The sequence below is a fragment of the Prescottella soli genome, from assembly GCF_040024445.1.
Lineage (GTDB): Bacteria > Actinomycetota > Actinomycetes > Mycobacteriales > Mycobacteriaceae > Prescottella > Prescottella soli.
Map to the genome: position 1 here is coordinate 3,112,520 of NZ_CP157276.1, position 26,557 is coordinate 3,139,076.

General features: G+C 65.6%; 23 protein-coding genes. 10 read left to right on the top strand and 13 right to left on the bottom strand.

The window, feature by feature from the left end:
• Positions 1–662 precede the first annotated feature (662 nt).
• A complete protein-coding gene (locus tag ABI214_RS14545; protein WP_348603234.1) occupies positions 663–2,132 on the top strand; it encodes a glyceraldehyde-3-phosphate dehydrogenase in 1,470 nt (489 codons plus the stop codon).
• A 937-nt stretch (positions 2,133–3,069) separates the two neighbouring features.
• On the opposite strand, the gene ABI214_RS14550 is transcribed toward ABI214_RS14545, so the two are convergent.
• The 7 genes from ABI214_RS14550 to ABI214_RS14580 all read right to left on the bottom strand — a co-directional run bounded on the left by ABI214_RS14550 (position 3,070) and on the right by ABI214_RS14580 (position 9,296).
• On the bottom strand, positions 3,070–3,750 hold the full coding sequence (locus tag ABI214_RS14550) for an SMI1/KNR4 family protein (RefSeq protein WP_348603235.1): 681 nt from the start codon (positions 3,748–3,750) through the stop codon (positions 3,070–3,072).
• A gap of 110 nt (positions 3,751–3,860) precedes the next feature.
• Positions 3,861–4,307: a hypothetical protein gene (locus ABI214_RS14555; protein ID WP_348603236.1), complete on the bottom strand. Its 447-nt coding sequence runs from the start codon at positions 4,305–4,307 to the stop codon at positions 3,861–3,863.
• Between the two features lie 80 nt (positions 4,308–4,387).
• Complete coding sequence (locus ABI214_RS14560) at positions 4,388–4,663, bottom strand: hypothetical protein (RefSeq protein ID WP_348603237.1); 276 nt, start codon at positions 4,661–4,663, stop codon at positions 4,388–4,390.
• 153 nt (positions 4,664–4,816) lie between these two features.
• Positions 4,817–5,287 carry a hypothetical protein gene (locus ABI214_RS14565; RefSeq protein WP_348603238.1) on the bottom strand — a complete coding sequence of 157 codons (471 nt, stop codon included), beginning with the start codon at positions 5,285–5,287 and terminating at the stop codon, positions 4,817–4,819.
• Positions 5,288–5,806: 519 nt separating this feature from the next.
• Positions 5,807–6,598, bottom strand: coding sequence for an IclR family transcriptional regulator (locus ABI214_RS14570; protein WP_348603239.1), 792 nt, complete (start codon positions 6,596–6,598; stop codon positions 5,807–5,809).
• A gap of 528 nt (positions 6,599–7,126) precedes the next feature.
• Complete coding sequence (locus ABI214_RS14575) at positions 7,127–8,158, bottom strand: phosphotransferase family protein (protein ID WP_348603240.1); 1,032 nt, start codon at positions 8,156–8,158, stop codon at positions 7,127–7,129.
• Entirely contained in the window at positions 8,151–9,296 is a 1,146-nt protein-coding gene (locus tag ABI214_RS14580; RefSeq protein ID WP_348603241.1) for a hypothetical protein, read from the bottom strand. The genes ABI214_RS14575 and ABI214_RS14580 overlap by 8 nt, the downstream gene beginning before the upstream one ends.
• 48 nt (positions 9,297–9,344) lie before the next feature.
• Between ABI214_RS14580 and ABI214_RS14585 the strand changes: the two genes are divergently transcribed.
• Positions 9,345–10,058 carry a TetR/AcrR family transcriptional regulator gene (locus ABI214_RS14585; protein WP_348603242.1) on the top strand — a complete coding sequence of 238 codons (714 nt, stop codon included), beginning with the start codon at positions 9,345–9,347 and terminating at the stop codon, positions 10,056–10,058.
• Between the two features lie 292 nt (positions 10,059–10,350).
• Here ABI214_RS14585 and ABI214_RS14590 read toward each other — a convergent pair whose 3' ends face one another.
• A complete protein-coding gene (locus ABI214_RS14590) occupies positions 10,351–11,355 on the bottom strand; it encodes a hypothetical protein (protein ID WP_348603243.1) in 1,005 nt (334 codons plus the stop codon).
• Positions 11,356–11,473: 118 nt separating this feature from the next.
• On the opposite strand from ABI214_RS14590, the gene ABI214_RS14595 reads away from it, so the two are divergent.
• From ABI214_RS14595 to ABI214_RS14605, 3 genes are all read left to right on the top strand, one after another.
• Positions 11,474–12,091, top strand: a complete 618-nt coding sequence (locus ABI214_RS14595; protein ID WP_348603244.1) for a TetR/AcrR family transcriptional regulator — start codon at positions 11,474–11,476, stop codon at positions 12,089–12,091.
• Between the two features lie 397 nt (positions 12,092–12,488).
• Complete coding sequence (locus ABI214_RS14600) at positions 12,489–14,933, top strand: beta-glucosidase family protein (protein WP_348603245.1); 2,445 nt, start codon at positions 12,489–12,491, stop codon at positions 14,931–14,933.
• 181 nt (positions 14,934–15,114) lie between these two features.
• Positions 15,115–15,966, top strand: a complete 852-nt coding sequence (locus tag ABI214_RS14605; RefSeq protein ID WP_348603246.1) for an SGNH/GDSL hydrolase family protein — start codon at positions 15,115–15,117, stop codon at positions 15,964–15,966.
• A gap of 232 nt (positions 15,967–16,198) precedes the next feature.
• Here ABI214_RS14605 and ABI214_RS14610 read toward each other — a convergent pair whose 3' ends face one another.
• The 3 genes from ABI214_RS14610 to ABI214_RS14620 form a co-directional block, all read right to left on the bottom strand.
• Complete coding sequence (locus ABI214_RS14610) at positions 16,199–17,566, bottom strand: arylsulfatase (RefSeq protein WP_348603247.1); 1,368 nt, start codon at positions 17,564–17,566, stop codon at positions 16,199–16,201.
• A gap of 244 nt (positions 17,567–17,810) precedes the next feature.
• Positions 17,811–18,779 (bottom strand): zinc-dependent alcohol dehydrogenase family protein, encoded by a 969-nt coding sequence (locus tag ABI214_RS14615; protein WP_348603248.1) that lies wholly within the window; start codon positions 18,777–18,779, stop codon positions 17,811–17,813.
• A 596-nt stretch (positions 18,780–19,375) separates the two neighbouring features.
• Positions 19,376–20,680, bottom strand: a complete 1,305-nt coding sequence (locus ABI214_RS14620) for a sodium:proton exchanger (RefSeq protein WP_348603249.1) — start codon at positions 20,678–20,680, stop codon at positions 19,376–19,378.
• Positions 20,681–21,323: 643 nt separating this feature from the next.
• Between ABI214_RS14620 and modA the strand changes: the two genes are divergently transcribed.
• Both modA and ABI214_RS14630 read left to right on the top strand, forming a co-directional pair.
• Positions 21,324–22,121 carry a molybdate ABC transporter substrate-binding protein gene (gene modA / locus ABI214_RS14625; RefSeq protein WP_348603250.1) on the top strand — a complete coding sequence of 266 codons (798 nt, stop codon included), beginning with the start codon at positions 21,324–21,326 and terminating at the stop codon, positions 22,119–22,121.
• A 44-nt stretch (positions 22,122–22,165) separates the two neighbouring features.
• Complete coding sequence (locus ABI214_RS14630) at positions 22,166–22,669, top strand: DUF2004 domain-containing protein (RefSeq protein WP_348603251.1); 504 nt, start codon at positions 22,166–22,168, stop codon at positions 22,667–22,669.
• A gap of 131 nt (positions 22,670–22,800) precedes the next feature.
• Here the strand turns inward: ABI214_RS14630 and ABI214_RS14635 are convergent, their stop codons facing one another.
• Positions 22,801–23,718 carry an alpha/beta hydrolase gene (locus tag ABI214_RS14635; protein WP_348611648.1) on the bottom strand — a complete coding sequence of 306 codons (918 nt, stop codon included), beginning with the start codon at positions 23,716–23,718 and terminating at the stop codon, positions 22,801–22,803.
• Positions 23,719–23,951: 233 nt separating this feature from the next.
• On the opposite strand from ABI214_RS14635, the gene ABI214_RS14640 reads away from it, so the two are divergent.
• Positions 23,952–24,161, top strand: a complete 210-nt coding sequence (locus tag ABI214_RS14640) for a helix-turn-helix transcriptional regulator (protein WP_348603252.1) — start codon at positions 23,952–23,954, stop codon at positions 24,159–24,161.
• Positions 24,162–24,234: 73 nt separating this feature from the next.
• Here the strand turns inward: ABI214_RS14640 and ABI214_RS14645 are convergent, their stop codons facing one another.
• Positions 24,235–24,588 (bottom strand): TraR/DksA family transcriptional regulator, encoded by a 354-nt coding sequence (locus tag ABI214_RS14645; protein ID WP_348611651.1) that lies wholly within the window; start codon positions 24,586–24,588, stop codon positions 24,235–24,237.
• 252 nt (positions 24,589–24,840) lie between these two features.
• On the opposite strand from ABI214_RS14645, the gene ABI214_RS14650 reads away from it, so the two are divergent.
• Positions 24,841–25,263, top strand: a complete 423-nt coding sequence (locus ABI214_RS14650; RefSeq protein ID WP_348603253.1) for a YciI family protein — start codon at positions 24,841–24,843, stop codon at positions 25,261–25,263.
• 4 nt (positions 25,264–25,267) lie between these two features.
• Positions 25,268–26,557 (top strand): RNA polymerase sigma factor, encoded by a 1,290-nt coding sequence (locus tag ABI214_RS14655; RefSeq protein ID WP_348603254.1) that lies wholly within the window; start codon positions 25,268–25,270, stop codon positions 26,555–26,557.

Consider the following 26,557-nt stretch of genomic DNA (forward strand, 5'->3'; position numbering starts at 1 on the left):
GGTCCCGCGGCCTGGTCCTCGCGCCCTTCGTGTAGATGTCCGTTCCCAGTGACCTGGCGTGGCAAGGTATTTGCCTTCACGGCTGACCTGGGTTCGCCTGATGCCGAACACAGCGGCGGCTGCAGGACTAGTTTTGCAGTGGGCGCTATCGACGAATCGGCACAGCCGGAAGGCGGTGATCATTTCGCCAGCAAGAGCGAGATGGACAAGCTCCTCGGGGTCGCCGGCGCTGGACGCGGCGAGAGCGAGTAACTGGCTTGTGCGCCGCAGGTCATTCCGGCCGATATCCGGTAGGTACTGCTCTTCGCGTCGGCGAGGTAGTCGGCTTTCGGTTTTATGACTGAATTGTGTTGTGTAGCTGACTGGTTCGCCGATTCGGTGTTTGAGTAGTAGGCGTTGAGCGACGTCCTTGACGGCACGGCCGAGACTCGTCGAAGTGCAACGGCGTGTCTCGCAGGTCTTCCTGCATCTCCCCAACAGCGGCAGCGGCAGCGGCAACCGTTGCGTGCCTGATGCCTGGTGCTTGTAGCCGCGAGGATGCGCTTCCATATGCTTGGTGGTGCGCACGTCGCTCTCCGGAACATGGTGTATGACGTGCGTCTCATCCAGTCCGGCGTCCGACCTACGAGCACGCCAATGAGCAAGGAAGCCAGAGGAACGCAGTGAGCACAACGGAACTTACCCATTGGAACTCCGAGGAAGCTCTCGCGGAAGCGATGATCCCGATCATCGGCGGCCTGCACCGCAGGCATTCGGTGACCATCCTGCTGCACAGTCGCTCGCTGGTGAACAGGTCGGTCATCAAGATCCTGCGGACCCATCGCTTCGCCCGACAGATCCGTGGCGACGAGTTGTCCGTCGAGGAGACGTTCCCGTTCCTCGAGGCGCTGACCGACCTCGATCTGCGGCCGTCGAAGATCGACCTCGGCCTGTTGGTGAGCGCCTACCAGGCCCACGGTGGCGGAATGCCGATCCCCGAGTTCGTCGCGGAGAGCCTCGCCGACCTGGTCGGTGGTGCCCAGGCGAGCCCCGCGCAGCCCCAGGATGTCGTCCTCTACGGATTCGGGCGTATCGGTCGACTCGTCACGCGACTGCTCATCGAGAAGGCCGGCTCGGGCAACGGCTTGAACCTGCGTGCCGTGGTGGTCCGGAAGGGTGGCAAGGACGACCTGGTCAAGCGCGCATCACTGCTGCGCCGCGACTCCGTGCACGGCCAGTTCAACGGCACGATCAAGGTCGACGAGGAGAACGACACGCTCATCGCCAACGGCAACGTCATCAAGTTCATCTACAGCAACGATCCGACGAGTGTCGACTACACCGAGTACGGCATCGACAATGCGATCCTGATCGACAACACCGGTATCTGGCGTGACCGCGACGGGCTGTCGCAGCACCTGCGCCCCGGTGTGGCGAAGGTGGTCTTGACCGCGCCCGGAAAGGGTGACGTGCCCAACATCGTGCACGGCGTCAATCACCGTGACATCGATCCGGACGAACGCATCGTGTCGTGTGCGTCATGCACCACGAATGCCATCGTGCCGCCGCTGAAGACCATGGACGACGAGTTCGGTGTAGTGCGGGGCCACGTCGAGACCGTGCACTCGTTCACCAACGACCAGAACCTGCTGGACAATTACCACAAGGCCGACCGGCGTGGCCGATCGGCGCCGTTCAACCTCGTCCTCACCGAGACGGGCGCGGCCTCCGCGATTGCGAAGGCGCTTCCCGACCTGAAGGCCAAGATCACCGGCAACTCGATCCGCGTGCCCACGCCGGATGTGTCCGTCGCGATCCTCAACCTTCAGCTCGGTCGCGAGACGACCAAAGAAGAAGTGCTGGAGCACCTTCACCAGGAATCGCTCACCGGAGCGTTGAGCCGGAACCTCGACTACACCTCAGCAACCGACGCCGTGTCGAGCGACTTCATCGGCTCGCGTGCGGCGTGCATCGTCGACGCGAACGCCGCGATCGTCGACGGCGACACCGCCATCTTGTACGTCTGGTACGACAACGAGTTCGGCTACTCCTGCCAGGTGGTTCGCACCGTCCAGTACCTCTCAGGCGTCGAGTACCCCATCTACCCGGCACTAGACACGGTCGCGGCCGCGGCCGCTGGAGCGATCGCCTAGTCTCGGGATTTCGCATCTCGCGGAGCTGAGCGCGTGGATGCCGGACCCGACCGGCGCCACCCGCCCCGGACCGCAGGACCGGACGGACGGGATGCGGGTGATCATCCGCCGTGAATGCCCGCATCCCGGTGCGCAGCTCTGCCTCACCGATTCCGACGGGTGGCGGATCACCTGCGTCGCGGCCAACGCACGCGGCCCCTGGCCGGACGCTACCGGTCATCGGGTGCGGCCTGGGGCAAGGTGAATCGGGCAGCCGACTCGGCTGAACAACCGCCGAATCCGTCAATCGTCAGCGGAATCAATACCCTTGCGCCGGTTGGAGATCCTCCTCGCCTAGGTCTCTGTGCAGGACTGTGAACGACGCGAGAAAGCTCCGCAGCCGGTGCATGTCCTCCCGACCGCTATCGCCTGCTGCTCCGCCAACGTTCACCAGTTCAGAGGGCCCTAGTCCGGTGAAGGTCCGGCAACGATCACTCTTCAGGTGGTCGAGACCGTGACCTTGGGCACCTGAATAGCCAGGATCGGAGGGAATGGACATCTGCGGCCGGAATCTGCGGGACATTTCTCGTGGAAGATCTTGAAAGTCGCAGGAACGTTGGACAAGTTGATCCGGAACCTACAGATGCTAACGCATTGTCGAGATGCGGCGATGATTAGCGAAACGCGTCGCTGGATCAACTAGGCAGGATGCGAAGGGGCTACGTCCTACGCTCCGTTCAGCGCCCAGGCTCGGGATCGACACTAGACCGCGGATACCCAGATCAGCGAGTCCCGGTCAATGGCCGGCTATCAGGATGCACCGGTCATCGGTCGGCATATGGGGCGCCCCATTGAGGGCCACACTCGGCCAGATCCAACGACGAGCGCCCATGGACCAGCACGAAGGACACCCGGCGATCGTCGTCGCAACCGCGCTGAAGGGCGGGAAGGCGACACCTCAGGCGTGGTTCGTGCCGTGATTGGCGAACTCGGCAAAGCTCCCCACCTCGTCCACGTCCGGATCGAGGGCGCGGGCGAGCCAGAGTTCGTACCAGTCGAGGAACGTCAGCGGTTCGCGGGTGTCGGGGTGGAGCACCGGCAGCGCGGCGGCGTGCTCGTAGCTGTGCCACCACACCTGCCCCGCGGCCGGGCCGCGCAGGATCAGAAGGTTGTACATGCCGTCTCCCTCGTTCGCGAGGAAGGTCGCACCGCGGTGGATCATGCGGATGTTCTCCGACCACTGGAACTCGGAGTCCTCGGCGGCGGGCGCGCAGGGTCGCTCGGCGGTGAAGGGGAAGTTCGAGGCGTAGTCGATCGCGGCGTCCTCGGCCTCCTGCGCCAGCGGGAACAGCCCGAGCATCGGTCCGGCTCCGCCGTCGCCCACCCGGGTGATCCACGCGCGGTAGTCGGCCGGAAGTCCGACGCCGAGTCGGTTCTCGAATGCCGCGAGCGCGGCGGGGTCCGCGGGAGCAGCGAGCTCGTAGCGATGCACGGCTGCCCCGTGGATGCGGCAGCTGTAGCCGATGACCTCGCGATCGCCGAGCGAGACGACAGTGGTCTTCAGATCGGCTGCTCGTAGTCGGTCGAGGCCGGTCAGGATCTCGGCGATCCGGTCCGCGTGCGTTTGCGCGTGTTCCATGCTCACATCCTGACGGATGCGACGACTTGCCTCTGGGTTCGGTGACACACCTACATTGACAGGCGCGTCCGACATGCCCGACCACGGTCGAAGTGCACGGGCGCGTCCTGTCAATCTTCGCTGCAAATCGACCTCGATAGAAGATGGCGGACGTCGGGCAGGCCGAGCAGCGCGCGCATCACCTCGTCCGGGACCGGGCCGTCCAGGTGCTCGACGAGCGCCCGCAGCACGAGCCGGCCGGGAACGGTCACCGTGATGTCGGCGACCTCGGGGGGCGCGTTCTCGGCGTAGTCGTCCCATTGCTCACCGCGCCAGGTGGCGACACGGATCGGGTTGTGGATGGTGTCGATGTGGCAGGTCGTGAACGGCCCGGGCAACAGAGGCAGCAGGTGCTCGGTCACGAGCTGGATCAGCACCGTGTGGGTGTCGACGTCGAGCTGATTCGGCTCGACGAGTCCGGAGTCCTCGGCGTCGCCGATCCACTCCCAGACAACGCCGCCGTCGTGGAATCCCCACTTGCTGAACAGTCCGCAGGCGGGCAGGTGCAGGTCGTTCATCGGTTCTTCTTCCTCATCTGTCGTTTGCGGGGAAGGTTGGCGCAGCGCTGGCGCAGGACCGGGCGCTGCGTGGCGGGCCGTCACCAAACAGCGGGCGCAGGGCGCTGCGATCCACGTCGGTGAAGGCGACCGAGACGGTGTGCTCGCGGGCCAGGGGCCCGATCATGAGTGCCGGGGTCGTGGACGCCGGACGGCAGCTTGTCGCCGGGGATCTCCCGGAGCGTCTTGACGGTCACCGACAGTCCGGCGTCGCGAAGTGCTTCGCTGAGTACGTCTGAGAGCCGCGGGCGGAACGTCGCCGGATTCGCGAGGTAGACGATCGGCTCGGCGAGGATCGCGTCGACGACAGTGATCACGGCCTCTCGCCACACTTCCTGCCCAGCCCCCAATCTGCCTAGCCCCCAATCCTTCCCGGTCGAGCCAGGTCGAGGCGTCGACGACGGCGTCCTCGTACGTTGCTCGGGCGGCGGCTTCGATCATCACGTCACGGGCGGTGTTGGTCACGGCGGCTAGCGATTTCCTTGCTGCTTGATCTCTTCAAATCTCTCTCTGAGCAACGGAATGAACGCAACGGCATCAAAGTCTTGGAAGCGGCCCCTGTACCTCATGAGGGCTTGCTCGAGATGACTCACGATATCGTCGCAAAGCTGTGCCCTCGTCTCCCCTTCCGATAGATCCTCATACTCGTCTACGACGAGCATCTGATCGACCAGAAGCTTGTCGTCCTTCTTGATATACCGAGCAAGCGACCTCAGGTTGCCCTTCTCGACATTGATCTTGTGATAGAACCGCAGGATCAGGCCGAGTGCAATGTGGCTGAACTGGGCGTCAAGGTTCCGCAATTGGGGAGCAATTCGATCCTGCCAGGCGTAGTCATTCAGGCTATTGAGAACGTCGTCCAGGATGTCCTGGTTTATAGTGGCCTTTTCTGCCGTCTTCCCTCCTTGTGAATCATAAGTGATCTTCAAGAAGATTCCCATAATCAAGTCGCCCTTCTTCTTCGCGGCCTACTATTGTCTTCGGTTCACCTGCGCGGTGCGAGCGTGTCCGACTTCCCCTACCGCGTCGTCAGCATCCACGACGACGCTTCAGGCTGTCGCGCGACAGGCCGGACGCCTAACCGGCTCTTGCGATTTAGCAGTTTCTGGCCCTGGATGGCGCCCATCGTGACTGACGGGTGCAGGCGACGGTGATGCCGTCGAGCCCGAGCAGGCGTGAACTATCGCGGGGCATGCGCGCGCCTTTGCTGATGCTGGATGCGTAGAGAATACCCAGTTAACAAGGGCGCGAGCCCTCAATCAATCACCGACACGATCCAGGTCGGTCATGCCAGACCCCCATCAAGTCGGAAGAGCCGCTTTAAGGGTGCTGCGCGGCGACTGCCTCGCGATGGTGTGCCAAAGCTCGCGTGAGTCGCCTCGACTACTTTCCTGAAGCACGATTGGAACGCTATTTGATCTTTTCCTGAACCTGCATCCTGGCGGTTCAATGAGCATGGATCATGCGAACCGCAGATAGTGATTGGGGTTCGTGGTGTCCGTCGCCCGTGCTCGACTGCCCAGGGGGATCGGGGCAGCGATTCCTCGGTGTCCGTTGAGGGTTTGCATGATGGCACTGGCTGCCGCGCGAACCGGTGCGGCATGCCGATGATCGAACTCGAGGTGTGTCGAAGGTCCGCAAATCGACAGGGCTGCAACAACGCTGCCCGCTCGACCGATCGGGGCTGCAATCGTTGCGATGCTGCCGGCCCTTCTGAGTTCGTATGCGACGCCAGCTTCGCGGATTCTCCGCAGGCCAGGATCCAGCCGAGCAGTGTTGCCGGAATCGTTCGGCGGGTGTGCGAGCAAGACTCTGCCAAGTGCAGAGGTGTGGGCTGGATAGCGCTGGCCGACGCGAGTGGGTAATTCTGTGGTGAGTCGACCCCCGATTTTGTCGAGGTACAGCGCGTCTTTGCCATCGAGTACACCGAGGTGTATCAGGTAGCCGGTTGAGCGGTGCAGTTCCTGGAGAATTGGAGCTGCAGCGCTGCGGAGGGAGTTCTGGTGGAGTGCGATTGAGCCGAGCTCGATCAGTCGGGTACCCAGCTGGTATTCATGCCCATGGCGGTGCAGCCATTGCATGTCGACGAGTCGTCCGAGCATTCGGTGCGCCGATGATCGTGGCAGCCCTGTCCGATCGACGATCTGGGCGAGAGTCATACTCCTGGTGTCGTTGAACGCGTCCAGTAGCAGTGTGAGCCGTTCGAGCATTGCGGTCGGCGCCACATCCGATTCACCTGCATGCACGATCATCTTCTTACGGTTGCCGCGTGCTGCCTGATGGGTATTCAACGAGGTGTTCTTTCTTAGGAGGTGCGTGGTGTGTTCCAGGCCATGAATTGCCGGGCCGGTTCCTCGTTCTCGATAATGAGGAACCCGGCCACATTGCACGCACGCTTGCGCGTGGTTAGTTCATCGACTCGGAAGACTTCTGCGCGTTGAGGTGGCGCGTGACGGTGACGATGCCGGTCTCCAGCGGATGCTCGACTGGCCGATCGATGGCTTCGTGTGGGTGCGCTTCATCAAGATCCGCCCTTCTGGCTAGCCTCCTGGGGCGCGCACCCCAGGAGGCTGACGAATCGACGAACCTCGGCCAGAATGGAACCCTTCGTCTCGAATGACCATTCGTCCCGCGGGACGGCATCAATGCCGACGGTCCAGATCGTCTGCCACCGAACACCCTCCGGTGCGTCACGCCACACGATTCCGCGTCGGTCGGGTACACGGTGCCCTCGACCATCAGCCGCGCATCGGAGAACGTGCACAACGGCTTACATGGTTTCAGACGTCAGCGAGTAGCTGTTCGAGGCGGTGCATGCAGAAGCCGGTGATGCTCACGTTCTCGCCGAGCTGCAGATGCGTGGAGAGACGCAGCAAGGGCACCGAGAGCAGCACCGCGGCGAGTACCTCGTTGTACCGCAGGTTCTGCACCTTCCAGCCGGTCAGTTCCTCGTAGCGGGCGACGGTCTCCTCCCGCGTCGGGGTTCCGGGCAGGCTCGGGTGTCCCTCGTACTCGCTGCAGGCCCAGTCCAGGAACAGCACCCAGGCCAGGTCGGCCTCGTGGTCGCCCACATACGCCATCTCCCAGTCGAGTACGCCGGCGACCGAAAGGTCCGGCGTGTACAGGATGTTCGACATGCGGGCGTCGCCCCACACCAGCGTCACATGTTCCGGTTCGTAGACGTTCTCACGGAGCCAGGCCAGGGCCCGGTCCATGACCGGGGGCAGCTCCGGCGCCGCCCAGCGCACGGCCCAGTCGAGGTAGTTCACGATCTGCTCGACCGGCTTGTCCCCGAACTTGGGCATCGCCAGGAACCCGAGTCGGAGCTCGTCGGGGTCCAGGAGATGCACCCGCGCCATCGTCTCCACGCACTCCCACCACATCCTCGCTCGGCCCTGCTCGTCGGCATCGAAGTAGTTGCCGGCGGTGTGGTAGGAAGGGAAGTCGCTGGGCGCCTCGGCATTTCCGATGCGGTCCATCACGTAGTACGGGGTGCCGAGCGGGTTGTCGCCGGCGTCGATCCACCTGACGGCGGGGACCGGGAGAGCGGTCGGTGCGAGCCGCTCCGTGACCAGGAACTGGCGCCGCAGGTCGTAGTCGGGGAACAGCGAGACCTCGGGCGGGCGCCGGAAGACGTACCCGGCCGACTCGTGTTCGGCGCCCTCGAGGTCGAACAGGTAGGTCTCGGTGGAGAACCCGCGCTCGGTTCGCTTCCAGTTGACGATCTTCGCGTCCTGTGCGCCCGGAATGCGCTGCTGGACAATTGGTTCGAGGGCGTCCGCCAGATCCTCCGGCGCGACTCGCTCAGCCATTGTTCACGCCGGACCGGTTGGCGCTCCAGTCGGTGTAGCCGTAGCGCGGGTTCACGCCCATGAACACCATCTCCACCAGTCCGTGCCCGACCTTGTCGCCCATCCGGACCTCGCAGAGGGTCTCGCTGAGCATGCTCACCTTGCGGATCTCGTCGACGTCGGTGATGTCGACGTCGAAGCTGTCGCTGAAGTCCTTGCCGCGGTACATGCCCGACGCGTAGCCGTTGTACTCGTCGTAGCCGGCCAGGCCCGGCCAGAAGTCGCACACGGGCTTGACCTCGATGACGTCGGTCGAGCGGTCGGCGCGGTGCACCGTGAACGTGCCGGACTTGACGACGCGGAGGTCGTCGCGGAAGTCCAGGTCGTGCTCGACGTCGATGATCGGCAGCGGGTCCTTGCCCGAGTCGATCGGGAACAGCACCTCGCCCTCGAACTGCCAGCGCTCCCCGGTGTGCGTCTCGCGCTGCGCGAAGTGCACCACCTCGTCGTCGAACTGGAAGATGCCCATGTAGTAGAAGACGCCGGCGGGCACCTCCGAGGGCTGCATGTTGCCGCCCTCGGGCAGGCTGCCGCCACCGCCGCCGTGGCGCACGCCCCACGAGTGGTCGCGGCCGAACCACCAGCTGTCGGGGTCGATCTCGATGCGCTCGCCGTCGATCTCGATCCAGCCGGTGATGGTGCCGTTCTGGTAGAAGCGGCGGGCGTCCTCGCGGACCCGGCCGCGGCTGCGGTGGAAGGCCGCGGTCTGCTCGTAGACCGGGAAGTCGCCGGTGAAGTCGAGTTGCAGGCTCAGGCCGTGCTCGTTGGACTCGACGGTGGAGCGCACCTTGCGCAGCGGCTCGACGATTTCGTACGTGTACGGCCCGACGCTCCACGCGTTCAGGGCTCCGGTCTGGGGGTTCAGCTCGGTGGACATCCGGACGACGCGGGCCCGTTCGCCCTTGCGGGTGACCATCGCGTAGGCGTCGAGCACGTTGCGGTTCGGGTACTTCGCCAGGCCGGTCATGATGCTGATCTCGCCGGACTTGTCGAAGCCGTACATCACGATGCGCTCGGTCCAGCGCAGGTCGCTCTGCGAGACGTGGTCGAGGGTGGTGGGGAGCTGGTGGATGAGCAATTCGTCGTGCGGGGTGATCATCGGATGTCGTCCTTTCGGTGGATGGCTGACTGACCTACTCGGAATCTATTGCGGAGCGCTCCGCAACGTAATGGTTTCGGTGAAACTCGTCCGGTACTGTCCGGATTTGTGAACGAACGCAGCGATCGCCGGACCAGCGCAGTCGGTGTGGGGCGTCCGCGTGACCCCAACGTGGACCGTTCCATCCTCGCTGCAACCCGCGAACTGCTGGTCGAGACCGGATACCAGAAGACGACCATCACTGCGATCGCCCGCCGCGCGGGGGTGGGCACGTCGGCGATCTACCGCCGATGGGCGACAAAGGAATCGATCATCGAGGACGCGGTTTTCGGCATTCAGGATGCCTCCTTGCCCGCCACCACCGCGAACCTGCGCGACGACTTGCTTACGTGGACAGGGTGGTTCCTCACCCAGATCGCGGAACCTGCCACCCGTGCGGCCATCCCCGGCCTGCTGTCCGCCTACCACCACGATGACGGCGCCTACGAGCGTCTCGTCCGCAGATCCGAGCATCCTGCGCGAGTGGCCCTCACGGAACGGGTGGCCGCTGCCTTCCCCGGCCGTTCCATCGAGGCGATCACCGCGGCCGCCGACACTGCCTTCGACCTCTTGGTTGCCGTCACCATTGTGCGTGGCCTCACGAATGGACTTGTCGACGCCGAGGCATTCTGCGCCCGTATCGCCGACTCGTTGGCGCTACTGGTCACGGTGAACCGGGCCGAGCTCGACGCGGGTTCGTCACGGCCATCGGCCAACTTCTGACTTCCGAACGGCCTGCCCCACTCTTGGGACATGGCTGGGAGCAGGATATGAATGTCGCCCACTGGGCCGGACTCGGATCGGCGCGGGTCTCGGCTCGCGGCGCCGAGGAACATCAAGATCTTGCGTCCGCCCGGGACGGAGGCCCCGGACTTCGATGTCCCGGTGGCGGCGCGGGTCAGATTTGGGTTGGTGCGCACGCGGGGGTTTCGGTGCGCAGATCTGGGCCACATCCGCCCGCGGCATCATGTGGTTTCGCCGATCTCCGGCGCCGGCAACACTGACGCGTCCGGTATCAGCCGGTGATGTTGCTCGCCTGGTTGCTCCACGTGGTCTGGCTGAAGAGCTCACCGGTCCCGGAGACGAAGGCGCTGTGTGCGTGCGCATCGCCGCGCAGTTTGTCCATGTTCCAGGCGGTGAGAACGCCGAGGAACCCCTGCACACCGCTGACGCAGCCCGGGTCGTTCGGGGGGCAGCCGGGCTGGCCCTGAATATCGTTGTGGTTCGGGCCGTTCAGAGTCGCCCGCGCCTTCTCCACCGAGTCCGGGGTGGCGCCGTAGTAGCCCTCGGCGGACTGCGGTCCGATCTGCTCCCAGGGGAGCGGCTGGGTGGACGGCGAGATGGGGCTGCCGGAGCCGTTGACATAGAGGACCGAGCCGGTGGTGAGTTGCCGGGGGTCCGTGCAAATGGTCATTCCCTCCGGCTTCGGTAGGCCGAGCGTGCACATGTACTGGCCCGGGAGTTCGATCGGGACCGCGGTCCTGATGGTGCCGCCGGCACGGATGGCGGCGTTGAGGGTGCCGACCGCGCCCTGGGAGTGTCCCATCGCACCGATGTTGTCGGTGTCCAGTTTCTGGTAGAAGATGCTCGACGGGTCACTGTTCTGGTGAACGAGGAAGTCGACTGCTTCCAGCATCTCCTGGCCGGAACCGGTGTTGGTGTTGTCGGGTGCTACCACCACGAAACCCCAGGATGCCAGATGCGAGAGCAGGTAGTCGTACTGGTAGGGATGCGCAAACGTGCCGTCGCCCCAAGTGATGATCGGGTGCCGGACCCCGTTCGCACCGAGGTCGGTGGGGTACCAGATGTCGAACCGGTTGCCGGAGGAGTCGCAGCAGCTGAACCCCTTCTCTTTAGCCACTTCCCACGGTCCGGGCGCTGAGAACGTGGATTCGACGGTGCTGGTGGGCCCCGCGGCCGACGCAGGGATTCCACCGGCTTGCGCCGTGACACCCGACGCGACCATTGCCGTGATCGCGGTCACGAGGACGACGAGACATTGACGCAAGCGACTTGTCATGGATCGAGAGGATAGGCGGTTCGCTTAGCTCGGATTAGGGTTTGTGACTTTATCGTTATAATTTTTGCGCTCGCCAGCCACCCGACAGGTCGAATGCCTCCGTCGTTAGGCTCGTCTTGTGACGGAGCGACAGCGGGGCGGTCGGGCAGCCAAGGCCGAAGCGCGGCGCGAGGCCATCCTCGACGCGGCGATGACCGTGATCGCCGAGCGGGGCTATCGGGCAACGACGCTCGGCGCGGTGGCGGAGCGCGTCGGACTGACCCAGCCGGGCGTTCTGCACTACTTTCCCAGCAAGGAGCACCTCCTGATCGGTGTTCTCGAGGCTCGTGACCGGTGGGATGTGGCGGCAGTCCTCGCGGGGGCGGCGAATGCCGACCTGTCGCACCTCGAGCAGGTCGTGGAGTACAACGCCGAACGCCCCGGTGTCGTACAGACTTTCACCGCGCTGGCGGCGGAGAGTGCAATCGGTGCGCATCCGGCGCGGGAGTTCTTCACCGAGCGTTATGCCGGTGCCCGCGAGGTGTTCGCCGATTTGCTGCGGAGGGAATTCGGCGACCGGCTGCCCGGCGGGCTCGAGCCGGAACAGGCGGCACCGCTGTTGGTCGCCGTCATGGACGGCCTGCAGATCCAGTGGCTCCTCGCTCCCGACGACGTGGACATGCCCGCCGCCTTCCGCGACTTCGTAGCCCTGCTCGCCGCCGGTGACCGTACCGGGGACGACGCCGCCCGGCACTAGGGAACTACAGCTGGTGCGTACCTCTCATTGAGGGGTGTTCGACGCGACGTGCGTCGCTGAGATTGCCGCACCAGGCATCTGCCGAGTGTGACTTCATTCCTCCTCGGAGCCTCGCCGGCGCTGTCGTCCTGCAGTCTCTCGGCGAGAAATGTAACGGTCGTATATCAACACCTATCTCTAATTAGGCGATCGTGTCAGTATCGAACCGCCGCGGCGCCACCCTGCCGCCACACCGCAACCCCCGCGTCGTGCGATCGCGAGATCGGGGGCTCGGCGCTTCTTGCACCCCGCCGGCAGCATCCGCGCCGATATCGGCGAATTGATCGGTTCGCCAAACAGTTTCACGCTGATGGTGCCGGATCGGCGGTTGCCGTGACCGTTCGACGACGAGGAATTGATGATGGAGAACGAAGCTACACTCGAGGCCGTCGAATCGGCGCTCGTCAAGCTCGACCTGGATGCGAAGACCCGCCTCCTCCAGGGGCAAGACATGTGGTCGCTGCCCGCCCTCCCCGAGATCGGACTCGACTCCCTGGTGATGTCCGACGGGCCGGTCGGCGTGCGCGGAGTGTTCTGGAGCCCCGACGACCCGTCCATCCTGCTGCCCTCGCCCACCGCTATGGCCGCGACTTGGGATCCGGAACTGGTCGCCCGGGCGGGAGTGCTGCTCGCGCAGGAGGCGCGCCGCAAGGGCGTGCACCTGCTGCTCGCCCCGACCGTGAACATGCACCGCACGCCGGTCGGCGGCCGGCACTTCGAGGCCTATTCCGAGGACCCGTTCCTCACCGGTGCAATCGGGTCCGCCTACGTTCGCGGTGTGCAGTCCGGGGGAGTCGGCACCACTGTCAAGCACTTCGTGGCCAATGATGCCGAGACCGACCGCTTCTTCGTCGACAACATCGTCTCCCCGAATGCACTGCGCGAGCTCTACCTCGCCCCCTTCGAAACGATCGTCAGGGATGCCCGACCGTGGGCGATCATGTCCGCTTACAACAGCGTCAACGGCACCACGATGAGCGAGCACGACGAGCTGCTGAACGGGATACTCCGCGGCGAGTGGGGATTCGACGGTTGCGTGGTCTCCGACTGGATGGGGACGCGCTCGACCGTGGGCGCGATTCTGGGCGGTCTCGACATCGCGATGCCCGGCCCTCGCTCCATCTACGGCGAGCTGCTGGCCGCGGCGGTCGATCGCGGCGAGGTCGACGAGTCGGTGGTCGACGACGCCGTGCGCCGCGTCCTGCTGCTGGCGGCGAGGGCAGGCGTGCTCGAGGGCGCACCTGCCGCGGTGACCGAGTTCCCCGCCGCGGTCGACGGTCGTGCGCTCACGCGCGACATCGCGCGCCGTTCCTTCGTCCTCGCACGCAATGACGCACGCGGGGATGCGCCGGTCCTGCCGATCGACGCGGCCGACACCACTGTCGCCCTGATCGGACTAGCTGCCCGTGACGCCCGCGTCCTCGGCGGCGGTTCTGCGATGGTCTTCCCCGAGTCCGTGATCTCCCCGCTCGACGGGCTGACGGCCGCGCTGCCCGAAGGGGCGCTCAGTTACAGCGTCGGCGCGACTCTGAGCGACGAGATGGGCGCGGCCGAAAGGGGATTTGAGCTGCGCGCCCGGTGCTACGACGCCGACGGAACACTGCTCCGCGAACTTGACCTGCCCAGCGGCATGGTCACGTGGATGGGCACCCTCCCCGAAGGCATCGATTACGCGGCGCTGCACACGATCGAGGTGCTCGGCACCTTCACGCCGCGCGCGAGCGGCTCGCACCGCTTCGGCACCAAGGGTCTCGGACAGTTCACCCTGACGGTCGGGGACGAGACCCTGTTCGAGGGCGACCAGGCGCTCGAGAGCACAGATCCCTTCGAGCTGTTCTTCGGTGCGCCGAAGGATCGCGGCGCCGTCGAACTGGCTGCCGGGACACCCGTCGAGGTGGTCCTGAAGCACACGCCGGTGAAGATGGAGGGCTCGCCCATCGACATCGTCAGTTTCAGTCTCGGACACCGCGAGCCGCAGCAGGACCCGGAGCAGCTGATGGCCGAGGCGGTGGAGGCCGCGAAGCAGGCCGACGTCGCCGTCGTCGTCGTCGCCACCACGGAACAGGTGGAGTCGGAGGGCTTCGATCGCACCACGCTGAACCTGCCGGGGCGTCAGGACGAATTGGTGGCACGCGTCGCAGCCGCCAACCCGCGGACCGTCGTCGTCGTCAATGCGGGTTCGCCGGTGGAGATGCCGTGGCGCAACGACGTTGCGGCTGTGTTGCTGAGCTGGTTCCCCGGGCAGGAGGCCGGCGCCGCACTCGCCGACGTGCTGGTCGGGCTTGCTGAGCCCGGCGGCCGGCTGCCGACGACCTGGCCGGCCACGCTCGCGGACTGTCCGGTCACCGACGTCACGCCCGTCGACGGCAAGCTCGTCTACACCGAGGACTTGTTCATCGGCTACCGCGCGTGGGATCGGTCCGACGCCGTGCCCGCGTACCCGTTCGGGCACGGCCTCGGCTACACGAGCTGGGCGTACGAGGGCGTCGAGCGGGACGGCGACGCCATCAGCGTGACTGTCCGCAACACCGGATCTCGTCGCGGCCGCGAGGTCGTGCAGGTCTATCTCGCCCCGGTCGATGCGGAGGCGGGGCGGCCGGCCAGGGCGCTCGTAGGCTTCGCGACCGTCGAGGCATCGCCCGGCGCCACCGCCACCGCGACGATCACGCTGCCGCGCCGGGCCTTCGAAATCTGGGACGAGAGCCGCCGATCGTGGGCTCACCGACCCGGGTCGTACGACCTTCAGGTCGGCCCGTCGTCCGCTGATCGTCCCCTCACTCTGCGGATCGAGATAGTGGAGTAGCAGTCCAGCTCGACCAGTTCCCTCAGGCGTTGCGATCAGAACGTTGTGTGCCGTATGCGGTCATCATCTGGGGTGGCAGCCGGTGCGCGCGAGTCCATCCGATCAGTCGTCCCGGCAGATCGGATCCGAATGGGAGAGACACACAATGGCACCAAGAACCACAGGCAGACGATTGAAGGCGATGGCGGCCGCGATTGCCGCCGCTTCAGGGATGGCGACTCACGCTGTCGCCCTGGCGGCGCCGGCCGCCGCGTTTCCCCGCGGTATCGAGTATGTGAATCTCGGCGACAGCTTCAGCGCGGGATCGGGCGTCGCTCCGATGGCGTCCGGACAGCTGCCCCAGTGTTGGCAGTCCGAACAGAACTTTGCGCACATCATTGCTGCGGAATCAGGCTATCGACTCACCGACGTCAGCTGCGGCGGCGCCAAGACCGAAGACTTCTACCGGCCACAGTATTCGGGCATGCGGCCCCAACTCGACGCGCTGTCCCCGTCGACCGAGCTTGTGACCGTCATGATCGGCGGGAACAACAACAACACCTTCGTCGGCGCAATGGCAACCTGCGTCGCTGCCTTCGCGGCGAGTCCCGGCGCGTTTGAGCCGTGCAAGTCCCGATACGGCGCGAGCCTGTCCGAACCGATTGTCAGCCAGACCTACCCGGCTCTCGTCCAGGCTCTCGACGACGTCCATGCCCGCGCGCCGCGAGCCCACGTGATCGTTGTCGGATATCCGTGGCTGCTGCCGGCGGCCGACGGCTGCTTCCCGCAGTATCCGATTGCACCGGGCGACGTCCCGTATCTGCGTGACCTCCAGGCCACGCTCAACGACGCGATCGCGCGAGCGGCCACCGAAACGGGCACGGCGTTCGTCGCCACGGCTCAGGTGTCGGAAGGGCACGACGGTTGTAAGCCATTGGGAGAGAGGTGGATCGAGCCACTGGTCTACTCCGCGCAGCCGGTACCGGTTCATCCGAATACAGACGGTGAACGCGCCCTCGCGCGCGAAATAGCAGGGGCAATCGCCAACGGATAGCAACCTCTCGGAGCGATCTCGAAGCGGTCTGTGGAAACGGACATCTTCGCACGGAAGTTCGGGGACAAGTGTCATGGAAGATCTTGAAAGTCTCAGGACAATTGGACAAGTAGATCCGGAGCCGACAGCTCGCTCTGCTGGCCTCGCGAGCTAGTTGAACAGCGGCGGAGCAGCGTTACTTTAGCGGCCGTAGCAGACTGGCCGCACTCCCGACGGCGGCCAGGCGATTCCGTCACGGCGGTGATGTATAGCCCTTGAAGTCTTCGCCTGTCGCGATGTTGGGGTACTCGGCCACGCTCTGCTGAAATTGCGCGATCTGTTCCAATACCGGGCGCATCACCCAGCCCATGTCCATTGACACCTCCCAGAGATTGAAGCGCTCCCCGGGATCTCCGATGAGGTTGAATACCATCGGGAGCTGTACGTCGGTGATTGGTTCACCGATGGCGTCGGACTTGCGGAAAACGACCTTGAAGTTCTTCCACTTCACCGACATCAGCCGGCCGTCGAGACCGAAATACAGGACCGCATCCCTCCCCGAGGTGTCCTGCTTACCCAACAAATGTTCGGCGGCATCGACACCATCGACGGGGCGGTCGGTTGGCACCCGTAGTGACTGCCCGGCCAGCCCGGCCAGTGTGGGTAGCCAGTCCACCGCGGAGAGCAGTTCCTGGCTCTGTCGTCCGGCGGGGATGTGGTCAGGCCATCGGATCAGGGCGGATACCCGGTAGCTGCCTTCGAACGGCGGGTTGAAGAAGTCACCCCGCCACGGCCCATTCGACCCGCCGTCCGAGCACTTGAGGGGACTGGTGGCGTTGTCGCTGCTGAAAACGACGATGGTGTTCTGGGCGATCCCCGCGGCGTTGATCGCATCCAGAATCTCGCCGACGCGAAAGTCGATCTCGGTCAGGCAATCCGCATACAGTCCCCCACCGGATGTGTGCTTGAAGTCCGGGTGCACGCCGACGGGGGGATGAATCTGCAGAAGTGCGGCATACGCGAAGAACGGCTTCTGGGCCTCGGCGTGCCGCCGAATGAAGTCCACCGTGCGCGCGGTGATCTTCTCATCCCCCAGATCCTTGGCCTGCCGGTCGAAGACACCGGCCGCCGTTACCGGTTCGTCCTTGACGCCCTCCCACCACTGGGGCTCGGGATAGCCCAGTTCGCCGAAGCGCGTGTATGACGAATAACCCGCTTCATCGGAGGAGTTCTTGATCCCGAACCACTCATCGAAGCCTTGGTCGGTGGGCAAGCGGCCCGGCGTTTCACCCAGATGCCACTTGCCGAAAGCGCCGGTGGCGTAGCCCGCGTCGGAGCACAACTCGGCCAATGTGTACTCCCACGGCGCAAGCCCGGAATCGCCCTGGCCGGGCAGCGGCACCTTCGTGGTCCCCGATCGCACGGGCAGCCGGCCGGTCAAGATCGCTGACCGCGTCGGGGTGCATTGCGCCTCGACGGTGTAGTTGTTCAAGCGCATTCCGTCGGCCGCAAGCGAATCGATCCGTGGCGTCGGGACGGTCCCGCCGTAACAACTGAAGTCACCCCACCCACAATTGTCCACGAGGATGAAAACGACATTGGGTGTGGTCGACGGCGCCATGAGCGAGCGCTCCTCCGGTATTCAGTTCCTCCGAGCTAGGCGCATTCGCGAATGAACGAGGGCGTGAGTCGTCCGGTGAGTTGGCAGAGCTGAAGGTATCCGATTGTGTTCAGCGAGTTGCCTTTAGTCGTTGGACACTCTGATTGGTTGGGTGTTCATGCAGGCTGAGGAACCTCAGCCGGTCGGCTGGTCACGTAAACATCTTGTCAACGCACCGTGCCGAGGCGTCGCGCGCTCGTCGCCGTCATCGCCCCGCCACTTTCAGCAGGATCTTGCCGCCACGGAGGAGATGTTGCACCGCGTCCTGGATATCCTCGAGGGGGTACACGCCCGCCACGGGGACAACGAGGGCGCCGTCGGCCACCAGCGGTGCCGCCTCACGAATGACGGGCACGACCTTGTCGCGGTAGTCGAAGTCGCCGATAAAGAATCCGCGGACGGTGAGGTGCTTGCCGACCAGTGTCGAGGTGGCGACCCACATGGGTTCGTCCCTGGCCCAGGAATAGCTGACCAACCATCCACCGTCGGAAAGCAATTCGAGCAGCCGCGCCACCCCCGGACCACCGACGGCTTCCGCTGCCAGCGCCACTCGCGCGTCGCCGATCACTGCTCGAACATCGCCGACCGCGTCGGGGTCGTCGACGTGGACGACGTCGGCCCCGGCCTCTGTGAGCTCGGCGAACGTTGCGTCGTTGCGGACCAGGTTGATCGTCTTCAGTCCACGAAGTCTGGCCAGCGCGATCAATGACCGTCCCACACCGGAGTTCGCGGCGTTCTGAACCACCCAGTCACCGGGCTGCAGGGGGGTGCATTCACTGAGCATCAACCCTGCCGTCGGGGGGTTGCTGCCCAGCATCGAGTACTGCTCGATGCTGCCGCCGGCGGGGAGTGCGAACAGGCCTTCGGCGGGCACGACGAGCCGCTCACGCCACGCACCGGCATACAGGGGTATCACGACCAGATCGCCGACTTGAAGTCCATCGACCTCGGCGCCAGTGGCAAGCACGCGGGCGACCCCCTCTGCGCCTGGTACGTGGGGCAGGGGCGGTCGCGCCAGCATGCCGGTGACAACCAGCAGGTCATGTTTGTTCAACGGCGAGACCTCGACGCCCAACAGAACCTCATGCGGACCCGGTGGCGGCGGCTCCTCGATGTCGACGACGCGGAGCACCTGCGCGGGATCGCCGAACTGTTCAATCTGGATGGCGCGCATATTAATTCCTCTCCATCGAAGGTAGGGCCGCTGTGTGAGCGGCCGCCTACCGAGGGCTATTGATCAGCGGCTCCTACCCCTAGTTGCACGGCTGCTCATGGAGCGAACCGTCGAAACCGGGTCATATCAGCAGAGGTGTTGTGCTGCACTCGATCTCAGAACTATCCGCACCCACCCGCAAACCCGGACTTAGCTAATGCGGCGCGCTTGATGTTGTTGGACGGTGCGCGAGTTCCTGGAGAGGCGCGCGCAGAGGGCACCCGCACGACTGAGTATGCGAGTCGCGACCCGAATACTGGACCTGTGCTCGTATAGGCGACTGGACACCCTGATACTCGTCGGCCCGTACGTGAGTGGGTGCGGTTCCAGCCCGCGAGTCCTGGTTGCAGTGTTGTACGCGCCTGACCATTCACTGTCTACTCCCAATTGAGTGGTAACGAAGTCAGTGCTTAGGATCCGGCTGCCTCGACGCCATCCTGACTCCTCGCTTTTGGGAGTTACCAGTGCCTTGATCGTCCGCCCAGGACTCGAGAATCGTCAAGTGAGGTTTCTCCCCCGGATGGTGAAGATCCTTCCAGCGGGATCAACGATCTCGGCTACCCGACATGCTGCTGATTCGCGGGCAACGGTTGCTCGCTGGTGTGAAGTGGTCCGCCGTGAACGGTCGCGTGGTCGACGAACGGTGCACGCAGGGTCGGCCACAGGTGCTTGCGGTTGACGATGAGGGCCACGGCCGCGATCGCGGCGTAGACGCCACAGAGGATGAGTCGGCCGTGGGTCGAGGTGATCGGGAACTGGACCAGGAACAGGGCCATCAGCGCCCAGGCGGAGTAACGGCCGAACCGCAGCGCGAGGATCAGCGCGACACCCATCATGGTCTGGGTGGCTGTCAACAGCACCTCCTCGACCTGCCGTCCGTCGAGGGCGAGGGACGCCCCGCCGCCACCGGCCATGTAGGCGATCGGGAGTGAGCCGACCAGCAGGGTCCACTGGTTGACCTTCGACGAGACCAGCGTGGCGATCGCGGCGGTGCCCTTGCCGCGAGTGGCGAAGATGATCGCGATGATGAACTCCGGGGCCTCGGAGGCGAGCGGGGCGAGCCACTGCACCAGCAGGAACCGGTCGATGGCCAGTTCGGTGCCGGCGTCGATGAGGCTGTTCGCGAACGGTTCCGCGCAGGCGAGGATCACCCCGGCCGCCATCACGAACAGTGCAATCACGGTGGTGCGGCGGGCATGATCGGGCATCTCACCGATCGCGGCGGCGGTCCCGATCAGGTCCGGTTCCTCGACATCGCCACGGGTGAGCTTGTAGAGGTAGAACCCGAACCAGGCCAGTAGCGCGACACCGAGGACGAGGTGGATGTGCCCGGTCGCGGGGATGACGAACGCGATGACGCCCGCGATCAGCAGGAAGCCGAGTTCGACACGGTTGCTGGGCTCGAGGGCGAGGGAAGTCGCCTTCTTGCCGGTGACCTTCTTCGCGACGGCGAGACTGACCAGGACGACGAGGGGCCAGCCGATGCCCATCAGTAGTCGGTTCGATCCGGTCATGTTCGCAGCCGCGTACTGCACGTACTCGGGGTTACTGCCGGCGGTGAACGCGTAGTACAGGTCGACCGCGTACTCGGGTAGCACCGCGATCAGAGCGAGGGCCGCGATCGCCAGACCGCCGGAGACGTCGATCTGCGCGGCCTCGGCCGCCCACGCGAGCAGGAAGCTCGCGGCGACAACTGCGGCACCGTAGATCGCCAGAGCCAGAACCGGATTCGGATGCAATCCTCCGAAGCGCAGGATCAGAGCCGGAATGATCAGCACTGCGGTGACGAGCAACGACCGGGTCAATGCGCGGCGATTCGCTTCGGCACGAGTGGGCGACTGCGCCGAGGTGTCCGTGGTCATGACGGGTCCTTCTTGCCAGCGACCGAAGCGCGCTCGACAGCAATCGCGATGCGAGACCTCGGTCGACAACGATGGTGTCGGGCCGAAGGTCTCGCTCGCCGGACACCGCGTCCGGTGGATGACCGGGCGCCCGTGGGCGCCAGTGTGTCGACCATCCGCATCCGCCACCACGTGGCGTGTGGGAACTACTCCCCTTCGCTGACGGCGACCGTACTCACCGTCAGCGGTGTCGCGCAACGTGCCCGAACAGCCAAGATATCGCAGCGCGACAACGAAATTCGATGCGGAGCGGCCCCTGAATTCAGTCTTCGGTCAGTCGATACTTCTCTATCGGTTCCGCTGTGAGGGACACCGGAATGACCCGTACGGTGCTGGTGTCCGGCACACCGCCTACATCGACTTCGGCAACGACGTCAACGACTACGACCTGCTCGAGAACGCCGCAGGGGTCGTGCGCGTCGGCTCGCACTGCAGCCTCGACACGGTTGCGCGCACGTCACCGTCGACGCCGACCCCGCTGCCGTCGCAGCCGAAATCGCACCGAAACCGCAAAAGCGGAGGCGATGGCGCGCTGACCCCGCCCGTGCTGTCCTATGGTGTACTCCACGCCGCACGTTCGGAAACTGAACCGAGGAGAAACATCGTGAAGAACGCTCTCCGCAGCGCGTTGGTAGCGCTGGCCGCAGCCTCCCTCGCCGTCGGATGCTCGAGCTCGGACTCGAGCGGAACAGCGACAACCACCGCCGCCGCCTCGGGCAGTGCGGTCGGTGGCGAGATCACCGTCTTCGCGGCTGCCTCCCTCAAAGCGACCTTCACCGAACTCGGCAAACAGTTCGAGCACGACAACCCCGGCACCGCCGTGAAATTCACCTTCGCCGGATCCTCCGACCTCGTGTCCCAACTGACCCAGGGCGCCCACGGCGATGTCTTCGCCTCGGCCGATCAGGCGAACATGACCAAGGCGGTCGACGCCGGCCTGACCGCCGGTACGCCGACCGATTTCGCCAGCAACACGCTCACGATCGTCACCCCGCCCGGCAATCCGAAGAACATCGCGTCCTTCGCCGACCTCGCCAAGCCCGGCACCCTCGTGGTCGTCTGCGCCCCACAGGTTCCCTGCGGCGCAGCGACGAAGAAGGTCGAGGACACCACCGGCACCACACTGTCCCCGGTCAGCGAGGAATCGTCGGTCACCGACGTCCTCGGCAAGGTCACCACCGGCCAGGCCGACGCCGGACTGGTGTACGTCACCGACGCCGCCGGAGCCGGCGACAAGGTCACCACGGTCGCGTTCCCGGAATCGTCGGGCGCGGTCAACACCTACCCCATCGTGGTGCTCAGCGATTCCGGCAACCAGGCAACCGCGAAGGCATTCGAAGACCTGGTTGCCGGTCCGACCGGCCAGAAGGTCCTCGGCGCGGCAGGATTCGCCGCACCCTGACAGCACGAGTCCCGAGCGTCCCTGATGGATGGCACGATCGGATCATGAATCAACTGACCAGCCGGTTCGTAGGGCGCCTCGATTTCGGCGACGACTCTGTGGTGGGTGCCGTGCTACCTGCTGGAGTGCACGGATTCGGATCGGGCGCCTGGTATGGGATTCACGGTGATGAGGCTCTGACCCAGAGCGAACTCGACAAGGCGGAAGCGGCTCTCCGCGATATGCAGACCCTGGTCGCTGCGGCCTTCGTCGCTTTCACTGCTGAGCTGACCGATCCTCGGTCGACAACGTCGTCGTTTCGCGAGTTTCATGTCGAGGACATCCCCGAAGAGATGGTGTGCGACTTGTTCGACGTCGACACCTGTGAGGTGGTTACCGACGAGGTCTTTCTCGACCACCTGGTCCTCGTCGGCATCACGATCAACCCTGCCGCGACGGAACGCGTCCTCACCCTCGACTTCGCAATCGGCGCTGACAAGCCCACCGATCAGCTGCTTGTCGCCGTGTGGGATCGGAACGACACCATTACCGTCCACCACGAAAGCTGAGCCCGGCGACCGGGACCAGTTGAGAGACCGCGGGCCTCGGTGTCGCTGCGGCGGAGCACCAGCGTGATGCCCTCGCTCTCGACCACCGTTGCCTGTGCATCGGCGATGGCCGGATGTGTCGGATCCTGATCCTATGGTCGGGAAAGCCGTTCGAGCAGCCATGAATTGACGCCGCCGAGCGCCGTCCGGGCCACCCCCGTGGGGTGGCCGGTGAACCCGTGGGGTGACTCGGGGTAGATCCGCAGCTCGACGTCGTTGCCGGCGGCGGACAGTCGCCCTGCCATCGCTAGGTTGTCTTCCAGCAACACGTCCTTGCCCCCGACGACCAGCAGCGTCGGGGGAAGTCCGTGGAGGTCGCCGTAGACAGGAGAGATGTCCGGAACGGTGCGGTCTTCCACATGGCCGGCGTAGGCCTGGATGAAGTACTCGTCGGCGATCCGACGTCCGGCCGGAGTCAGCGCGCTCGAGTCGTAGGTGCCGAATTGCAGTGCGGCGCCGGTGAACTTGCCGACAGCTCCGCGGTCCCTTAGCCGAAGCAGGGTTGCCAGTGCGAGTGTCGCCCCCGCTGATCGCCCCCCGATCACGAGTCGCGTTGATCCGAAACGGGCATCAGCGTGTTCGACGAGCCAGAGCGCCGCCGCTTCACAGTCATCGGGTGCGGCCGGCCACGGGTGCTCGGGTGCCAGCCGGTAGTCGACGCTGACGACGGCGATGCGGAGAGCGTCTGCGAGCTCACGGTTCCGCACGTCGTCTCCCGCTGCGGAGCCCATGTAGAAGCCGCCGCCGTGGATGTCCAGGTAGACGCCCCGCGACCGGCCGTCGGTGGGGGCGCAGATCCTCACCGGCACACGCATTCCCGTGGCTTCGACCATCTCTTCGATCGCCGGCGGATCGGCGGGCGAAGGGGTGGACGTTCTCGCCCGTACGTCCCGCAACTCCTCGAGAGTGCTGGGGCCACGTCCGGCTGGCCTGGAGGCGTAGAAGCTCCGAGCGTCATCGACCTGCTCGGCAGGCACGTCAGCCAACAGATCGTCCAGCCTGAACCGCACGTGCGCTCTCCTCACATTCAGGTGTCTCGACACGACGCTATCGCCACGCCGCACCCGCCACCGTTCAACCCGCCTGGGCTGCGTCGAGCACACTGCGTGAAGACGACCACCGCCTACCGCTGCCGCGCCTTGAGCCGTGGGTCCTTCTTGTTCGGTCCTGCTGCCGTCCGAGGCGGTGACGGTCGAGATCGGCGAGTCCTGGCGACACGTCGAGACCGCGGCGGCGCATCGCGATGCTGCGCGCCGAGCGGGGTGTCTCGCGGCGGGAGTTGGCCGAGGCGCCGGGTGTCCACTATCAGACCGTGGGCTACCTCGAACGCGGCGAGTACAGCCCCAGCCTGCACCTGGCGTTGCGGATCGCCGCCTACTTCGAGGTCGCCGTGGAGGTCGTGTTCTCCACGGCGCCCTTCCCCCGGCTGGGTTCCGGCGCCGAGACCGCCTGAGCGCCGCCGTGCTCGCCGGGACCTGGGGTGGGCGGCTTCGAGTGCGTGGTTCCGCCCCGCCGTCCGACCCTCCTCACTGCCCCCTACGGGTCGAACACTCGATGCACGTGCGCGTCGCGGGCAGTGCGTCGAGTCGGGCCTCCGCGATCGCGTTTCCGCAGTGGATGCAGACGCCGTAGGTGCCGTCCTCGACGCGTCGGAGAGCGTCGTCCAATTCGTCGATCTCGAGTCGAGCGTCTGTCAACAACGCCGAGACCTGCGCTCGTTCGAAGGCGATGGTCGACCCTTCGGGATCGTGCTCGTCGTCGTCGGTCGTCAACTCGGAGCCCTCGACGATCTCTCGGAAACGCCGATTCAGGGCGGCGATGCGACGCTCGGCATCGGCGCGTTCCCGGGTGATGCGCGAGTGGTGCTCCGGGGTGTTCATGTCGGCGTCAACAACGACCGTGCCGTGATCCTTCCGGCTCGACCCATGTCCGGTGACCCTGCCGGGCATGCCGATCTCGCTGTGCGTCCTGGTGTGGACTCTGCCGGGCCCGGAGGACGCGTTGATCGCGCACGAGGACAAGGTGCGAGCGGCCGCTCGAAGAAATTTCGTCGTACCTGTCGATCCGGCGTCTTCCCGTTCGACGTCCTGGGTGAGAGGGTCGATTCGCGACCCGGACGAAGGAGCGATTCCATGAAGTACATGCTGATCATGCGCGTCACCGACGAGGCGATCGAGGCGTCGAAGGACATCCCGTTCGAGCAGATCATCGAAGACATGGGCAAGTACAACGAGGCCATGATGAAGGCCGGTGTGCTGCTCGCCGGCGAGGGGCTCTCGGATGCCGAGGAAGGATTCGTCGTCGACTTCTCCAGCGAGACGCCGCTGGTCACCGACGGGCCGTACGGGGAGACGAAGGAACTGTTCAACGGGTTCTGGATCCTCGAGGTCGCGTCCAAGGAGGAGGCGGCCGAGTGGGCCAAGCGGGCGCCGCTGGGCCCGGGTACGAAGCTCGAGGTGCGCCGGGTGACCGGTGTCGAGGACTTCCCGCAGGACAATGAGTGGGTCCAGAAGGAAGAGGGCTGGCGCGAGGAGCTCGACGGCCGCAAGGCGTGACCGCATGAGCGATTCCCCGACGGAGCACCGCACGGACCCGGTGGAGTCCGCGCGGCGCTCCGTCACGGCGGTGTGGCGCATCGAGTCGGCGCGCATCGTCGCCACGCTCACCCGGACGGTGGGCGACTTCGGCCGTGCCGAGGACCTGGCGCAGGAGGCGCTGGCCGACGCGCTCGCACAGTGGCCCGAGACGGGCGTGCCCGCCAACCCCGGCGCCTGGTTGACGACGGTCGCGAAGCGCAAGGCGATCGACGGCTGGCGCCGGCAGGAGCGCTACGACGAGCGACTGGCGACCATCGCGCACGAGCTCGAGACGGACGACGGGTACGACGAATTGCCGTGGGACCCGGACCGTATCGACGACGACGTGCTCCGCCTCGTGTTCGTCTCGTGCCACCCGGTGCTCTCGCGGGAGGCGCGGGTCGCACTGACTCTGAAGGTGGTCGGCGGTCTGTCGAGCGAGGAGATCGCGCGCGCGTTCCTGGTGCCGACGTCGACGGTGCAGCAGCGCATCGTGCGGGCGAAGAAGACGCTGGCCGCAGCCAAGGTGCCGTTCGTAGTGCCCGACCGTGCCGAGTTCGGCGCGCGGCTCGGCGCCGTTCTCGGGGTGCTGTATCTCGTGTTCAACGAGGGGCATGCGGCGAGTGCCGGCGACGCGTGGATGCGGCCCGACCTCAGCCGCGAGGCCCTGCGCCTCGGCCGCAGCCTGGCCGAACTCGTGCCCGGCGAACCCGAGGTGCACGGTCTGGTCGCGCTGATGGAACTCACCGCGGCCCGCTTCCCGGCGCGCCTCGACGCGAACGGCGACCCGGTGCTGCTCGCCGACCAGGACCGGCGGCGGTGGGACCGCGGTGCCGTCGTGCGCGGACGCACCGCGCTGGCCCGCGCCGACGCGCTCGGGCGCGGCCGCGGAGCGTACGGGCTGCAGGCGGCGATCGCGGAATGTCACGACGTCGCGGCGTCGGTCGACGACACCGACTGGGAACGGATCGTGCTCCTGTACGAGGCGCTGGGCCGCCTCGCCCCGTCACCGGTCGTCGACCTCAACCGCGCGGTGGCCGTCGCGATGGCGACCGGACCCGACGCCGCGCTGGCGATCGTCGACGGTCTCGTCGCGGACGGGCGCCTGGCCGGTTACCGGCTGCTGCCCGCCACCCGCGCCGAACTGCTCGTCCGCGCGGGCAGGCCGACGGAGGCCCGCGCCGAGTTCGAGGCGGCGGCACGGCTGACCGGGAACGAGCGGGAACGAAAGCTGCTGATGGACAGGGCCGCAGCGCTGGCTTCCGGCGAATAG

What these genes read in the sequence shown, in the direction of transcription:
- ABI214_RS14550 (WP_348603235.1), bottom strand. Translation starts at nt 3,750, where the DNA reads ATGGAACACGCGCAAACGCACGCGGACCGGATCGCCGAGATCCTGACC.
- ABI214_RS14555 (WP_348603236.1), bottom strand. Translation starts at nt 4,307, where the DNA reads ATGAACGACCTGCACCTGCCCGCCTGCGGACTGTTCAGCAAGTGGGGA.
- ABI214_RS14565 (WP_348603238.1), bottom strand. Translation starts at nt 5,287, where the DNA reads ATGGGAATCTTCTTGAAGATCACTTATGATTCACAAGGAGGGAAGACG.
- ABI214_RS14570 (WP_348603239.1), bottom strand. Translation starts at nt 6,598, where the DNA reads ATGATCGTGCATGCAGGTGAATCGGATGTGGCGCCGACCGCAATGCTC.
- ABI214_RS14575 (WP_348603240.1), bottom strand. Translation starts at nt 8,158, where the DNA reads ATGGCTGAGCGAGTCGCGCCGGAGGATCTGGCGGACGCCCTCGAACCA.
- ABI214_RS14580 (WP_348603241.1), bottom strand. Translation starts at nt 9,296, where the DNA reads ATGATCACCCCGCACGACGAATTGCTCATCCACCAGCTCCCCACCACC.
- ABI214_RS14590 (WP_348603243.1), bottom strand. Translation starts at nt 11,355, where the DNA reads ATGACAAGTCGCTTGCGTCAATGTCTCGTCGTCCTCGTGACCGCGATC.
- ABI214_RS14600 (WP_348603245.1), top strand. Translation starts at nt 12,489, where the DNA reads ATGATGGAGAACGAAGCTACACTCGAGGCCGTCGAATCGGCGCTCGTC.
- ABI214_RS14605 (WP_348603246.1), top strand. Translation starts at nt 15,115, where the DNA reads ATGGCGGCCGCGATTGCCGCCGCTTCAGGGATGGCGACTCACGCTGTC.
- ABI214_RS14610 (WP_348603247.1), bottom strand. Translation starts at nt 17,566, where the DNA reads ATGGCGCCGTCGACCACACCCAATGTCGTTTTCATCCTCGTGGACAAT.
- ABI214_RS14615 (WP_348603248.1), bottom strand. Translation starts at nt 18,779, where the DNA reads ATGCGCGCCATCCAGATTGAACAGTTCGGCGATCCCGCGCAGGTGCTC.
- ABI214_RS14620 (WP_348603249.1), bottom strand. Translation starts at nt 20,680, where the DNA reads ATGACCACGGACACCTCGGCGCAGTCGCCCACTCGTGCCGAAGCGAAT.
- ABI214_RS14630 (WP_348603251.1), top strand. Translation starts at nt 22,166, where the DNA reads ATGAATCAACTGACCAGCCGGTTCGTAGGGCGCCTCGATTTCGGCGAC.
- ABI214_RS14640 (WP_348603252.1), top strand. Translation starts at nt 23,952, where the DNA reads ATGCTGCGCGCCGAGCGGGGTGTCTCGCGGCGGGAGTTGGCCGAGGCG.
- ABI214_RS14645 (WP_348611651.1), bottom strand. Translation starts at nt 24,588, where the DNA reads ATGAACACCCCGGAGCACCACTCGCGCATCACCCGGGAACGCGCCGAT.
- ABI214_RS14650 (WP_348603253.1), top strand. Translation starts at nt 24,841, where the DNA reads ATGAAGTACATGCTGATCATGCGCGTCACCGACGAGGCGATCGAGGCG.
- ABI214_RS14655 (WP_348603254.1), top strand. Translation starts at nt 25,268, where the DNA reads ATGAGCGATTCCCCGACGGAGCACCGCACGGACCCGGTGGAGTCCGCG.